Source organism: Shimia sp. R11_0, assembly GCF_017744035.1.
GTDB lineage: Bacteria > Pseudomonadota > Alphaproteobacteria > Rhodobacterales > Rhodobacteraceae > Shimia > Shimia marina.
Genome location: NZ_JAGHQY010000004.1, coordinates 170,167 through 182,871, shown reverse-complemented (window position 1 = coordinate 182,871; position 12,705 = coordinate 170,167). Strand labels below are relative to the sequence as shown.

Below are 12,705 nucleotides of genomic sequence, written 5' to 3'. Positions count from 1 at the left end.
AAATTTAATAGGTGAGGAAAGGCGACGCGCCAACGTTGCGCCAACACCACATCAGGAGTTTCTGAAATGTCTGTAATGAAATCGCTTCCCGTCAAAGCCTTGTTGCTGGCGGGGCTGACAGCTGGCCCTGTGCTTGCCGAAGATGTCACTGTTTCTGTCTGGTCACGCGCTGATAAAGCCGGCCCATTGCGCCCTGGCAATATCGTAGAAGCCGCTGAAACGCTCAATGGGATGCTGTCTGCCGCGGGCAGTGATAAACGCGTTGTTGTCGAATTGATTGAAACGTCTGCCAAGGGTTTTGATGCGGATGCGCTGGATCTGTTGAAAGCTCATTCTGTTGGTCAGGGACCCGACATCGCCATCGCGGCGCATGAATGGATCGGTGCTTTTGTAGAAGCAGGCTTTGCGGCCAACCTCGAAGATCACATCACCAGCAATGACGCGCTTTATGGCGACATCATTCCCGGCCTGTGGAACTCCGTGTCCTACAAAGGGGCGCGGTATGGCGTGCCGCAAGACTCCGAGGTGCGCATGATTTTCCTCAATAATGACATTCTGCGCGCCATGGGCAAAACCGATGATTTCATCGCGACCCTGCCTCAAAAGGTGGATGCGGGCGATTTCACCATGTTTGATCTCTGTGACCTGAGCGCAGAAGCGGTCTCTGGTGGTCATGCGGAGTTCGGCTTGCTGCACCGGCCAAACGTGGGCCCTGATTTCCAGATGGCGATGGAGAGCTTTGGTGTCGACATCTACAACGAAGAAGAGGCCAAGTTGCAGATGACACGGTCGGGTCTGGAGAAGTTTTACGGTTGGCTTAACTACTGCGTAGACAAGGGGGCATTGCCGGGCGACATGACCAGCTGGACATGGGCCTCTACCCACGAAGCCTTCCGTTCTGGCAAAGCTCTGGCCAAACACCACGGCATCTGGAACGTTGGCAAGCAGATCAAGGCTTTCGGCATCGACGCCACCGCAGAGGCCTATTTTGACAAGCTGACATGGATCAACGCACCCGCAGGTGAACAGGGCGGCTCCCCCGCAAACCTCTCCCACCCGATTGCCTATGTGGTTGCAGATGGTGCCAAGGCGGATGTTTCCGCAATGCTGGTCGCCCTTGCGTCACAGCATGTGCCCAATACCAATCACGCAGTCACAACCAACCATACGCCGATCAACTACGGCCAAAGCGCCATGCCGGCGTTTCAGAAGGATGGCTGGGCGCTGATTGCGGGTATCCCTTTGCTTGAGAAAGCGGGCTACATGCCCAACCATGCCAAGATCGGCCAATTCAACGCGCTGACCTATCAGGGCATTCAAGCGGTTGAAACGGGCGAAATGTCTGCCGCAGAAGCCGCAGAGTTTGTGATCGAAGAGCTCGAAGCCGAATTGGGCGACGATGTGATTATTCTGGATTGATCCCGCATACCAACCGGCTGCCGGGGGTCGCCCCCGGCAGCATCAACAAGGGGATTGGAATGTCGTCACCTCACCTTCGGCAAAGTATCAATGCGGCGCTGTTTCTCGGCCCGGCCATTGTGCTTTTGCTCTGCTTCTTTGTGGCTCCCATCCTGTTGGACCTTTTGATCGCGTTTTCTGACATGGAGCGCACGATCGAGTTCAACGGGTTCACCACCGAGCAATTTTCCAAGATGGTTCGCCCGGATGATGACGCCGTGCTGGGCTACAGCTTTCGTGGATCGTTTTCGCGTGCTTTGGGGCTGACCGCGATTTTTGTGTTTTTCACACTGGCGGTTTTTAATGTTGGACTGGGCCTGTTTCTGGCGCTGACCACCACAGCATTGCCGGAGGGGCAGGGCGCTTTCTTTCGTGCTGTCTGGCTCTTGCCGCGTATGTCGCCGTCTGTGGTTTATGCGCTGTTGTGGCTCTGGGTGACGGATCCCTCCGATACCGGACTGCTGAACCAAATTCTGGTTTACGGGTTTGGAGTGTCGCCGGTGAACCTCCGACTGGACAGCCCCATGCTGTTGATCATTTTGGCCAATGGGTTCATTGGCGCGTCGCTGGGCATGGTGATCCTGACCAGCGCAATCCGGACCATCCCTGAGCATCTCTTTTATGCGGCGCGTGCGGACGGCGCGGGATCCATGTCGATTGTGCGTCACATCGTTTTGCCTGCACTGCGCTGGCCCTTGTCCTACATCACGGTCTATCAAGCGCTCGCGCTGCTGGTGTCGTTTGAATATATTTTCCTGCTGGTGGGGCCCGTCCGCAAAACCATGACCCTTGCCATGCTCGCTTACACCAAGTCGCTGGCTCCGGGCATAGGGGCTGGCCAATACGCCTACGGTGCGGCCATATCACTGATTTTGATCGTGATTGGTATCGTCACCGCGCTGGTGATGTGGCGTTTCACAAATATGAAAAGCCTTCTGGCTCAGCCCAAAATTGAGGTGCACTGATGGCTGATCTTTCTCTTTCTGCGCCCACCACAAACAGCCCCCATACGGATTGGCAAGCTCTGGCACGGCGGTCCCTCTGGGAGCGTCGGCTCAAACGCGTTGTCCTGATTGTTGTGCTCAGTTGTCTCGCCGCCCCCATTGTTCTGTCCTATCTTTGGATGCTGGTGCTCTCGCTGACGCCACAGCAGGATCAGGTCAGCACCGCTGTGTTTTGGCCGCTTCTCGCCATTGTGGCGCCGCTTTTCTTGGCGATCCTTGCCTTGCAGGCCACCCGGTTGGATCGGCGCGCTACGCGGCTGCTGTCTCTGGTGACGTGTTGTATCGGCGGCGTGCTTGTTGTGGTTCTGATCGGACAGGAGTTCACCCTCAGCAACTATCGTTTTCTCATTGATCCAAATATCTCTGAGACGCTGCATGGTCAGGGCACCGTCGGCGGACAGTTTCCTTCGGTTTGGGTGGCCTTTGGCAATTCCCTGCTGCTTGCAGGATCACAGACAATCATCGTGGTCATCGTTTCGACGCTCGCGGCCTACTACCTGTCGCGTTTCAGCTTCGTGGGGCGCGCAGGCTTCCTGCAGGGCATGCTGATCCTCCAAGCCTTCCCGGCGATCACTCTGGTCATCCCGCTCTTCGTGATCATCTTCAATGTCGGGCTGTTGAACACGCTTTGGGGGCCAATGCTGGTTCTGACCACATTGGAACTGCCCTTTTTTATCTTCATCATGAAAGGCTTCTTTGATGCCGTGCCCTGGGACATAGAGCGCGCCGCGCTGGCGGATGGGGCCTCACGGCGTCAAGCCTTCTGGCTGGTGGTCTTACCTCAGGTGCGCGGTGGGATGATCGCGGTTGCGGTCTTTGCCTTCATTAAGGGCTGGGAGGAATACGTCTTTGTCTCTGCTCTGCGTACTGGCAACGCCTTCTGGGTGATGTCTACCTATCTCTACTACGTGGCAGAGGATGTGATGGGCGTGGACTACGGCATGGTTGCCGCAGTCAGCGTGATCTACCTCGCACCCAGCCTGCTTCTCTACATTTTCTGCCAGAAATACCTGACCCAAATGTCGGTCGGCGGGATCAAAGGATAATATCATGGCCCAAATTTCCGTACAGGCGCTGGAAAAGCGCTGGGATGACTTCGCTGCACTGGATGGGATTGATCTTGAGATAAATGATGGGGAATTCGTCGCCATCCTTGGTCCATCAGGATGTGGAAAATCCACAACGCTCTTTCTGCTGGCTGGGATCTACTTGCCTACGTCAGGGGCCATTCGCTTTGACGGCGACATCGTCAACGAAGTTGAACCGCGCCACCGCAATGTTGGCATCGTATTTCAGTCCTATGCGCTCTATCCCAATATGACCGTACTGGAGAACATCATGTTCCCGCTGCGGTTTCAGGATGTGCCCAAGGCTGAGGCGCGTCAGCGTGCAGTAGAGGCCGCGCGTCTGGTTGAAATTGAACAACTGCTTGATCGCGCGCCCGGTCAGCTCTCAGGAGGTCAGCAACAGCGAGTGGCTCTGGCGCGCGCGCTGGTGAAACGGCCTAATTTGCTCCTGTTGGATGAACCCTTGTCCAATCTGGATGCCACTTTGCGTCTGACCATGCGCACCGAAATTCGCCGCATTCAGCGTGAAATGGGCGTGACCACGGTTCTTGTGACCCATGATCAGATCGAGGCCACCACCATGGCAGATCGCGTGATCTGCATGAACGCAGGCAAGGTAGAACAGATCGGCACCCCCGAAGCGCTCTACCACCGCCCGGACAGCCTGTTTGTGGCCAAATTTATCGGCACGCCGCCGATCAATCTGATCGAGGGCAGATGTTTGGGCGGGCAATTCGTGGCGGGCGACATACGCATGGATCTGACCGGTGCTCAGGAAGGCGCGGCGATGGTGCTCGGTCTGCGGCCAGAAGCTTTGCAACCCGCAAAACAGGGGCTTGCTGCCTGCGTGCGCGTGGTAGAGCCCATGGGGCGCGAGGTGCTCTATACCTGTGAAACCCCCATGGGCGTTTTGCGGTTTCTCGACAATCAACCCACCGCTCGTTTTGCCCTCGGCGCCAATGTGACGCTTGGCTTTGCCCCGGAGACGGCCTTGTTCTTCGATCCCCAAAGTCAACGCCGGCTGCCGCAAATTTCCCTGCGCCAGCGTGAACTGGCCTGAAAGCCCACCGAATGAGAGATTTCAAATGACCCAGATTGTGAGCCATCGTGGCGCCAATCAACACGCGCCTGAGAACACTTTTGCAGCAGCGGACAAAGCGCTGCAGCTCGGGGCGGATTACATTGAACTGGACGTGCGCCAAAGTGCGGATGGTGTTCTCTATGTGCATCACGACGCCACGCTTGAGCGCACCACAGACGGACATGGCGCGTTCGGTTTGCAAATGTCGGACACAATAGATCAGCTGGATGCCGGCAGCTGGTTTGATCCAGTCTTTGCCGGTGAACCGGTGCCGCGATTGGATGCCTATTTGGAGCATTTACGCGGGCGGGCCGGTGTCTACATTGAAATGAAATGGTGTGATCCTCTGAAGCTCGCCACTTTGGTGCGGGATCTGGGCATGGTTGAGGAAACATTTTATTTCTCCTTTTCCGAGCAGATGCGCTTCGGGCTGCATGCGGTGGCGCCGGAGTTTCGTAAAATGATCACGCTCAACATTGCCCAATGCCCCAGCCTTGCACCGGCTTTGTTTCATGCGTCGATCATTGAAATGACCCCAGCTCAGATGCGTGTGCCGCAGCTTCTGCAAGCCTGTCGCGACAGCGGCTTGCAAACCATGGTCTACACCAATTCCCCAGCCCCGGCGGAACATGCAGAAATTCACGCGGCCGGGCTTGATTATGTCAACCTTGACCACCCTGACATCAGCGCACAGGCCCGCGCAGTCACAAAAGATCGGACAAGCACATGAAAATAGTCAGCTACAACATCCAATATGGTTTGGGACAGGACGGACGGTACGATCTGGAGCGCATTGCAGAGACAGTCCGAGATGCCGATATCATCTGCCTGCAAGAGGTAGAGCGCTACTGGCAGCGCTCCGGAATGGTGGATCAGGTGGCTCTCTTGGGCGCAGCCCTGCCAGAGTTTCATCTGGTATATGGTGCCAATGTGGATATGGATGCGAGCTATCGTGATGGCGCGGGGCGTCTGGTGCGCCGTCGGCAGCAGTTCGGCAATATGGTGCTGTCGCGCTATCCGATCACAACCTCTCGCAACTTTCCGCTCCCCAAGCGTGGGTTGATTCATCAGCATTCGGTTCAGAAAGGGCTGCTGGAGGCGGTTGTGGATGCTCCGGGTGGTGCATTGCGTATATATTGCACCCATCTGTGCCATCTCTGTCCTGAAACCCGACTGCCTCAAATTGAGCGGATTAAAGAGATTATTGGCAATGCTGTGGCGGAAGGAGCGGCCTGGAACGGAGCCCATCCAGATGACACGGCCGGATGGATCGAGCGCCCGGCACATCCGATGCCAGAGGCTTTTTTTCTGGCAGGGGATATGAATTGCACAGCAGACAGCGCGGAATATGCGGCTTTGGTGGGGCCATATGCCCCCGGTTTTGGCCGGTTGGTGACCCCAGCAGGTTATGTGGACGCCTGGGTGGCCGCCGGGCAACAAGAGAGGGAGGGGGATACCCGATCAGGGCGCAAAATCGACCACCTGTTCTGCACGGCACCACTCTCAGAGGCCATCCAAAGCGCATGGATTGACACTGCGTCTATTGGCTCAGATCATCAGCCTCTATTTGTTCAAATACAGCCTCGCTGACCGGCGCTTTTCCACCGCCGACACCCGCTATACAAGGGATTACGTGCAGATGAGTGGCACCAAAAGGGACCTCTCAGTCTCGCGATCTGCCCAAAATAAAACACCGCATAAAGCGGTGTTTTTTCGATATTGCCAGCTGAATTATGGCGGAGACGAAGTCCGCCGAAGTATGGTCCGGTAGGGTCTAGTAGCGTCTACCGTTAACTATTTAAATCAGATATTTACGCGGTTTTTCCTCCAGATGGGTCTTGATAAATCCCCCTGCATCCGCCCATATTGTGTGGGTAGATCATGGGTAGAGGATTGGCCCGATGGCAAAGAAGATCACGAAGCTTGAAGTTGACGCATTCGACAAACGCGGTCGGCTGTTGGTGTCCGAAGGGCTTTACCTGCAAGTGTCGAAGTGGGGCACGAAGTCTTGGGAATTTCGGTTCACGTTGGACGGTCGCACCCGTAGCATGGGGCTAGGCTCATACCCAAAAATTTCGCTGGCAGATGCGCGCGCCAAGGTGAAGTTGCTAGCCGCCGACGTGGAAAACGGCATTGACCCCATAGAGGTCAAACAAGCCAAGCGACGGGCGAAGACCAAGGCCGAAAAGCCCATGACGTTTGCCGAAGCTGCGTCGGCCTATATCGACGCGAAAGTTGACGTAGACGAAGGCGGCTTCAAGAACCCGAAGCACCGCCAGCAATGGCGCAACACGATTGAAACCTACGCCAACCCCATTATCGGCGGCGTGCCCGTAGCCGACGTAAATACCGATCTTGTCTTGAAGGTGCTGCAACAGGAAACGAAGGCACGGGGCAAGGCCGGGCCACTGTGGAACACGAAGACCGAAACCGCGTCGCGCCTTCGTGGTCGCATTGAAAAGGTGCTTTCTTGGGCCGCGTTTCGCGGTCTTCGGGCAAAGGGCGACAACCCAGCCCGCTGGAAAGGGCACTTGGAAACCGAACTTATCGCACGCAAAGACCTGCGAAAGCCGAAGCACCATGCGGCGTTGCCCTATGCCGAAGTCGGCGCATTCATGGACGACTTGCGCAAGCGCGAAGGCGTAGCAGCGCGGGCGCTGGAATTCAGCATTTTGACCGCAGCACGTTCCGGCGAAGTGCGCGGCGCGACTTGGGCCGAAATCGACCTTGAAGCGAAGGTTTGGACTATCGACGGTTCCCGAATGAAGGCGGGCAAGGAACACCGCGTAGCCCTATGCGACGAAGCCGTTACACTGCTGAAAGCGTTGCCGCGCGAAGAAGGCAACCCGCTAGTGTTCGTCGGCACCGCGAAGACGGGCGGGCTCTCCGAAAACGCCATGAACAACGTGCTTGGCAGCATGGACCGAAGCGAACTTACGCAACACGGTTTCCGCTCTACCTTCCGCGATTGGGCTGGCGAAACGACCGCACACCCGCGCGAAGTGATTGAACATGCCTTGGCCCACAGTCTCAAGGACAAGGCCGAAGCGGCTTACGCGCGCGGAACGCTTATGGCAAAGCGGTCGCGACTCATGGGCGATTGGGGCAAGTATTGCGCCATAGACCGAAGCAAGATTAAAGACGCGGGCGTTGTTCCAATCCGGGGCGCGATATGACAAAGCGCGATCCATCGCAATTCACTATTCGCTCCGACGTGCCGATGCCTACTAAGGGTGCAGGCGGGCGACCGCGCGACCCCCGCCTTGCCGACATATGCGCCCGCGCCGCAGCCGGTCTAGACTGTGGGCAATTCGACAATACCCGTGATGCAGCCAACGCATTCGTAGCCGAATACAAGGGCAAAGCCTACGACCCAAGCGACCGCATTACACACAACGAAGCGGCGAACGATCTTCGCAGCGCGATTGAACGTCATATCGCCGAAGTGACCGAACGTAGCCGCTAACCCCTTCAAATATCGTATAAGTTATTCCCCGCGCGTACACCCGCCTGTCGCGGCATGGTCCTTTCCATACCGATCCATAGTGATCCTGAAAGGAGCCCGCCATGAACGCCCACACGCCCCCCGAAACGTCAGACCTGAACGCCCTTGTGCGCCTGCCCGGCGTGATCGCCCTAACGGGCATGGGCCGGGCCACCATCTACGACTTTATGCAGCGCGGCTTGTTCCCCCAGCCGATCAAGCTTGGCCCGAAGCTGGCGGCATGGCCCGCCGACGAAATTTCCAAGATCAACGCAGCGCGTATCGCCGGGAAGTCGCACGACGAAATCAAGGTGCTTGTGGCCGCACTCATGGATAGCCGCAAAGACCGCGCGTAGCTATTCGGCGGATCAATACTCCGCCTAAGCGTCGCAATAGATGCAGAATAACAGAGCACTACAGGCAGCGCGCCAAAGTGCGAACGTCTACCCACGCACCTACCCACAGGCTGTACCGAAATGACCGCAAACCTCAGACAGAACATACCCGAAGAATTGCGGTCGTACCCCCAATGGGTGTGCCACGATGCAGCAAAACGTCCAATCAATCCCCAATCAGGCCACCTAGCGGATGTAGGCGACCCTACCACATGGGCCAAGTATGAAGACGCCACCAATTCACCGCATGGTGTGGGCATTGGCTTTGTCTTCACCGAAGCCGACCCGTTCGTTGGTATTGACCTAGATGTAGCCGAAGGCGGCACACCATCCGAAGGCCAGCAACGTATTTACGACGCATTCGACACCTATGCAGAACGTTCGCCGTCCGGTCGCGGCTTACACATCATCGCTAAGGGCAAGGTCGCAGAAGGTGGTGTGCGCAATAGCAACTTGGGCGTAGAAATCTATTCGTCGGGCCGGTTTTTTACGTTCACCGGGGATGCTGTACGCAACCAAGCTATAGCGGACTGCCAAAGCCTTGTTGACACACTGCGCGCACAGATTGCGCCAAACAGGGGCGCTGCGCCAACTGCGCCCGACGTACCCGAACGCGAAGCCGACGCCGCGATTGTCGAACGGGCCAAGGCTGCGACCAACGGGGCTAAGTTCGCCAAGCTGTGGGAAGGACATTGGCAATCAGATTACCCGTCGCAATCGGACGCGGATCAAGCCTTGGTCAATTTCCTTGCTTTTTACACACAGAACCGTGCACAGATTGCCCGCATATTCCGCACATCGGCCTTGGGTCAACGTAAGAAGGCACAGCGCGAAGACTACGTAGACAGGACCGTAACGCGGGCTTTGGACGGGCGCGTTTCGGACTACCGCTATACCGCCGAAGCCATTGCCCATGGCAAGGCAAATGCCGACGCGATTTTGGCAACGCACGCCGAGAAAGCCCGCAAAGCCGCACGCAGGGCCGCGAAATCCCGCGTACGCTCTGCGCGTCAACTACAAGGCGAAGACTTCCCAGCTATCAATTGGGTCGTTGAAAACGTCTTACCAGAAGGTTTGACGATTTTCGCGGGCGTACCCAAAGTCGGAAAAAGCTGGTTGGCGCTGGATATAGCGCGCGCGAAAGCTTCGGGCGACAGGGTGTTGGGGCAACCCTGCGAACGTGGCGACGTGCTGTTGTTAGCACTCGAAGACAACGGACGCCGCCTACAGGACCGCTTGCGGCGCGTAGCAGGCAGCGGCCAATGGCCAGCAAACATGGACTACGCAACAGAATGGTCGCGCTTAGACGAAGGCGGGCTTGCCGAAATAGAAAGCTGGATCGAAGACGCGGACGCCCCCGCGTTGATTGTGATTGATACGCTGGCCATGGTTAAGCCCGTGCCCACAGGGCGCAATCAGTCAGCCTACGACTACGACGTGAAGGCCCTGAAGCCGCTGCACAAACTTGCGAGTGAAAAGCGCGTTGCAATCATCGTCGTGACACACACGCGCAAAGCGGCGGCGGATGATCCGGTAGAAAAGGTTAGTTCGACGCTTGGGCTAACCGGGGTCGCAGATACGATCATGTTGCTTGGGCGCGGCCCGCAGGAACAAGCGGGGATACTCTATGCCCGTGGCCGTGACATAGCTGAGTTCAATACCGCAGTTAAGTTCGTTGACTTTCGTTGGCAAATTGAGGGCGACCCCACGTTGGTCTTCGCTGGCGACACGCAGAAAATCCTTATCGACGCAATCAAAAACGGGGCGACTACGCCGAAGGAAATGGAATTGGCTACGGGCATAAACAGCGAAAACGTACGCCAGACATTGCAACGCATGGTGAAAGCTCAACGCGTCTACCGTCATTCGCGCGGGGTTTACACGTTGCCTGCGTGGAACGACCGCCCGCAGTTTTCGTTGGGGACACCCGTCACAAACGTCACAAGTCACAGCGAGTAGGCCAGCCCCCTTAGTTATATCCCCCGTCACAATAGTAACAGATCACAGAAGGGCGAATGTGATTGTGACGGTTGTGACTAGTCCCCAACAGCCAATCGCCCCTTGGACAGCGTGAAAGGAACAAGACATGCAAACAAAAAACTATAGCGCCGAAGCCTTCATAGAGTTTGTCGGAAGCATTTATGTTCGGGCGCACCAATGGGCATATGACGAAGGACACGGCTTGTTTGGTCGCGTGATCCATCAAGCCGCCATTGCAGACAAGCACCGTTGGAAAACTGCGTGCGAATACGGCTGTATGGCTTTGCTGTGCGACGAACTGATTGACGTATCCGAACGACGCAGGATCAATCGAACGGACAAGGGGTTGTTTGCCGACGCCTGCGCTTCGCTGGCTGATAGATACCTAGAACAATTCCTGCACAGTGTGGGTATGGCTGCGTACCCGATGCACGACTACCCAAAGTACCTGGCGTCCAGTGTTGAGCATGAATTCAAAGATCATGGCCTATTGCCCCGTATGGTGGCGAAGGTGTTGGCGCGAGAACGTAACAACTTGTTTTCGGTGGAAGACTACACGAACCATGACAACTTATTCAGAACGACCGCGCACCCTATGCGCACGTTTGTCGAATGGCTGGACCGGTTAGAACACGGTAAGGCCGTAGACCCTACCGGATACAAGCAGCAATACACTTTGCGTAGGCGCGTCGTAGCCCTGCACCGTGTTGGGCTGGCAATGCTGTCGCCAGAGACTTGGCGCAATGGGGTCGAAGCCTAGCATGGAATTGGCGGACGGTTTTTCCGCCGTGCTGTATTGATATTTATTGGTATTTTGGCGACAGGGTTATCCTACCCATGTTCTACCCCTAATTTCCTTCGCGCTAGGCATCCGCAGTGACCCGGCAAAGCATGTCAAAGCGGCGATTCTTCACGTTCTAAATCAATAACTTATCCATATCAGTCTAATTTCGATTGACCGTGTGAATTCGTTTGACCCGCTGACTTTAGGTCGTCTTAGGTGCCCTTAATCGCACTAAATTCGTCAATTCTGTCAGGTAAGAACATTGGATACTTCAAGCACAACAGACGGTTGGGGGGAAACCCCCGTCAAGGCACCGAAGCGCCGTCGTCGCGTGCGGCTGGACACCATTGCGGACACTCGGGCCGAAGCCGCGCGCATCTACCGCAAGGCTGTCAATGGCGAAGTCAAGATCGAAGACATGAGCCGTCTAATCAATGCGCTTTCCGTCATTGGCCGCATGACAATCGACAGCGACCTAGAGGCGCGGCTGGAAGCATTGGAAGCGGGCTAATGAGCGGGGCGTTCAAATCACGGCTGGCCAAGTTGGAAGCCCTGCGTAAGCGCCCGACACGCGTTCGCAACCACGTCGTCACGGTAGACCCGGAAGGCCGGGTTATCGGCCAAATGACGAAGCGCCGACCTGTAATGATCCTCGTTGACCATGGGACCGACGACGAATGGGAAGCGGCGCTTTTGGCGCAGCAATCAAAGCTAATCGGTGGGGCAAAAGCCGCCGAACAACCAACGCACACAGAGGGTTAAGGTCATGTTTTTGGTTAGGAACGACAAAGCACAGAGTTTTCTCACGGCACTTGGCACAAATACGGGCCGCAAGGTTGCGCTAGGCGACTTCGAAAAGCTGGAACGGGTTAAGCCCAATGTCCAAGGGATGCACCTTCGCGCAAAGGAAACCTACGAAAAGCTGCGTTTGCTGCACTTCGATCAAACGCGAAAGACTGTTGATAAGCATGTTGCCGCCCGCACGCTGGCGACGCAGTTGGTGCAAGCCGCCACGAACACCCGCAACGAAATCGTATCGCAAAGCAACGCGCTTTCGGAAAGTGGCCAGCGTGCCGCCGACGAAACCTTTGCGCCACTTGGCAACCGCGCGACCTATGACGCCAAGACGCTGGATTGGATCAAGGAAACCGCTGCGCAGCCCGACGGCATTGGCAAGATCAAAGCGGAAGCGAACAAGTCTATTGCGGTCGCGTCGGTGCTGTATAATTCGCCGCACTTTCTGACCGGACTTGCCGAACAAGTACATAGCAATATGCGCCTGTCTGCCGTCGAAAAATACGCCCCTAAAGCCTATGCCGAATTGCAAGAAAGCGTTGAATTGGCAGGGCTTGTGCCGAAGTACGATAAGTTCGCGGCTAACGTGCATAGCAGCTTCTACACGCCAGCTATCGCGGAACAAGCCGACACCCGCGTAGATATCGAGGCGTAAGA

General features: G+C 56.4%; 14 protein-coding genes. All 14 read left to right on the top strand.

Annotated elements, in window-relative coordinates:
* Positions 1-66: 66 nt before the first annotated feature.
* Positions 67-1,419, top strand: a complete 1,353-nt coding sequence (locus J7382_RS10190) for an extracellular solute-binding protein (RefSeq protein ID WP_209068929.1) — start codon at positions 67-69, stop codon at positions 1,417-1,419.
* Positions 1,420-1,478: 59 nt separating this feature from the next.
* Positions 1,479-2,423 (top strand): sugar ABC transporter permease, encoded by a 945-nt coding sequence (locus J7382_RS10185; protein ID WP_209068928.1) that lies wholly within the window; start codon positions 1,479-1,481, stop codon positions 2,421-2,423.
* The gene (locus J7382_RS10180; protein ID WP_209068927.1) at positions 2,423-3,508 is read left to right on the top strand and encodes a carbohydrate ABC transporter permease; all 1,086 of its coding nucleotides are present in this window, start codon (positions 2,423-2,425) and stop codon (positions 3,506-3,508) included. The genes J7382_RS10185 and J7382_RS10180 overlap by 1 nt, the downstream gene beginning before the upstream one ends.
* Before the next feature lie 4 nt (positions 3,509-3,512).
* Positions 3,513-4,589 carry an ABC transporter ATP-binding protein gene (locus J7382_RS10175; protein ID WP_209068926.1) on the top strand — a complete coding sequence of 359 codons (1,077 nt, stop codon included), beginning with the start codon at positions 3,513-3,515 and terminating at the stop codon, positions 4,587-4,589.
* A 25-nt stretch (positions 4,590-4,614) separates the two neighbouring features.
* On the top strand, positions 4,615-5,340 hold the full coding sequence (locus J7382_RS10170; protein ID WP_209068925.1) for a glycerophosphodiester phosphodiesterase family protein: 726 nt from the start codon (positions 4,615-4,617) through the stop codon (positions 5,338-5,340).
* Positions 5,337-6,200, top strand: a complete 864-nt coding sequence (locus J7382_RS10165; RefSeq protein WP_209068924.1) for an endonuclease/exonuclease/phosphatase family protein — start codon at positions 5,337-5,339, stop codon at positions 6,198-6,200. The genes J7382_RS10170 and J7382_RS10165 overlap by 4 nt, the downstream gene beginning before the upstream one ends.
* A gap of 311 nt (positions 6,201-6,511) precedes the next feature.
* The gene (locus J7382_RS10160) at positions 6,512-7,786 is read left to right on the top strand and encodes a site-specific integrase (protein ID WP_209068923.1); all 1,275 of its coding nucleotides are present in this window, start codon (positions 6,512-6,514) and stop codon (positions 7,784-7,786) included.
* A complete protein-coding gene (locus J7382_RS10155; RefSeq protein ID WP_209068922.1) occupies positions 7,783-8,076 on the top strand; it encodes a hypothetical protein in 294 nt (97 codons plus the stop codon). The genes J7382_RS10160 and J7382_RS10155 overlap by 4 nt, the downstream gene beginning before the upstream one ends.
* Before the next feature lie 101 nt (positions 8,077-8,177).
* Entirely contained in the window at positions 8,178-8,450 is a 273-nt protein-coding gene (locus J7382_RS10150; protein WP_209068921.1) for an AlpA family phage regulatory protein, read from the top strand.
* A 120-nt stretch (positions 8,451-8,570) separates the two neighbouring features.
* The gene (locus J7382_RS10145) at positions 8,571-10,448 is read left to right on the top strand and encodes an AAA family ATPase (protein ID WP_209068920.1); all 1,878 of its coding nucleotides are present in this window, start codon (positions 8,571-8,573) and stop codon (positions 10,446-10,448) included.
* A 127-nt stretch (positions 10,449-10,575) separates the two neighbouring features.
* Entirely contained in the window at positions 10,576-11,229 is a 654-nt protein-coding gene (locus tag J7382_RS10140; RefSeq protein WP_209068919.1) for a hypothetical protein, read from the top strand.
* A 286-nt stretch (positions 11,230-11,515) separates the two neighbouring features.
* Positions 11,516-11,764 (top strand): hypothetical protein, encoded by a 249-nt coding sequence (locus J7382_RS10135; RefSeq protein ID WP_209068918.1) that lies wholly within the window; start codon positions 11,516-11,518, stop codon positions 11,762-11,764.
* Entirely contained in the window at positions 11,764-12,015 is a 252-nt protein-coding gene (locus J7382_RS10130) for a hypothetical protein (RefSeq protein WP_209068917.1), read from the top strand. The genes J7382_RS10135 and J7382_RS10130 overlap by 1 nt, the downstream gene beginning before the upstream one ends.
* A 4-nt stretch (positions 12,016-12,019) precedes the next feature.
* Positions 12,020-12,703 (top strand): hypothetical protein, encoded by a 684-nt coding sequence (locus tag J7382_RS10125; RefSeq protein ID WP_209068916.1) that lies wholly within the window; start codon positions 12,020-12,022, stop codon positions 12,701-12,703.
* The last annotated feature ends 2 nt before the right edge of the window (positions 12,704-12,705 follow it).

Excerpts from the sequence above, each read along its gene's own strand:
- J7382_RS10190 (WP_209068929.1), top strand. The coding sequence starts at position 67 with ATGTCTGTAATGAAATCGCTTCCCGTCAAAGCCTTGTTGCTGGCGGGG.
- J7382_RS10185 (WP_209068928.1), top strand. The coding sequence starts at position 1,479 with ATGTCGTCACCTCACCTTCGGCAAAGTATCAATGCGGCGCTGTTTCTC.
- J7382_RS10180 (WP_209068927.1), top strand. The coding sequence starts at position 2,423 with ATGGCTGATCTTTCTCTTTCTGCGCCCACCACAAACAGCCCCCATACG.
- J7382_RS10175 (WP_209068926.1), top strand. The coding sequence starts at position 3,513 with ATGGCCCAAATTTCCGTACAGGCGCTGGAAAAGCGCTGGGATGACTTC.
- J7382_RS10170 (WP_209068925.1), top strand. The coding sequence starts at position 4,615 with ATGACCCAGATTGTGAGCCATCGTGGCGCCAATCAACACGCGCCTGAG.
- J7382_RS10165 (WP_209068924.1), top strand. The coding sequence starts at position 5,337 with ATGAAAATAGTCAGCTACAACATCCAATATGGTTTGGGACAGGACGGA.
- J7382_RS10160 (WP_209068923.1), top strand. The coding sequence starts at position 6,512 with ATGGCAAAGAAGATCACGAAGCTTGAAGTTGACGCATTCGACAAACGC.
- J7382_RS10155 (WP_209068922.1), top strand. The coding sequence starts at position 7,783 with ATGACAAAGCGCGATCCATCGCAATTCACTATTCGCTCCGACGTGCCG.
- J7382_RS10150 (WP_209068921.1), top strand. The coding sequence starts at position 8,178 with ATGAACGCCCACACGCCCCCCGAAACGTCAGACCTGAACGCCCTTGTG.
- J7382_RS10145 (WP_209068920.1), top strand. The coding sequence starts at position 8,571 with ATGACCGCAAACCTCAGACAGAACATACCCGAAGAATTGCGGTCGTAC.
- J7382_RS10140 (WP_209068919.1), top strand. The coding sequence starts at position 10,576 with ATGCAAACAAAAAACTATAGCGCCGAAGCCTTCATAGAGTTTGTCGGA.
- J7382_RS10130 (WP_209068917.1), top strand. The coding sequence starts at position 11,764 with ATGAGCGGGGCGTTCAAATCACGGCTGGCCAAGTTGGAAGCCCTGCGT.
- J7382_RS10125 (WP_209068916.1), top strand. The coding sequence starts at position 12,020 with ATGTTTTTGGTTAGGAACGACAAAGCACAGAGTTTTCTCACGGCACTT.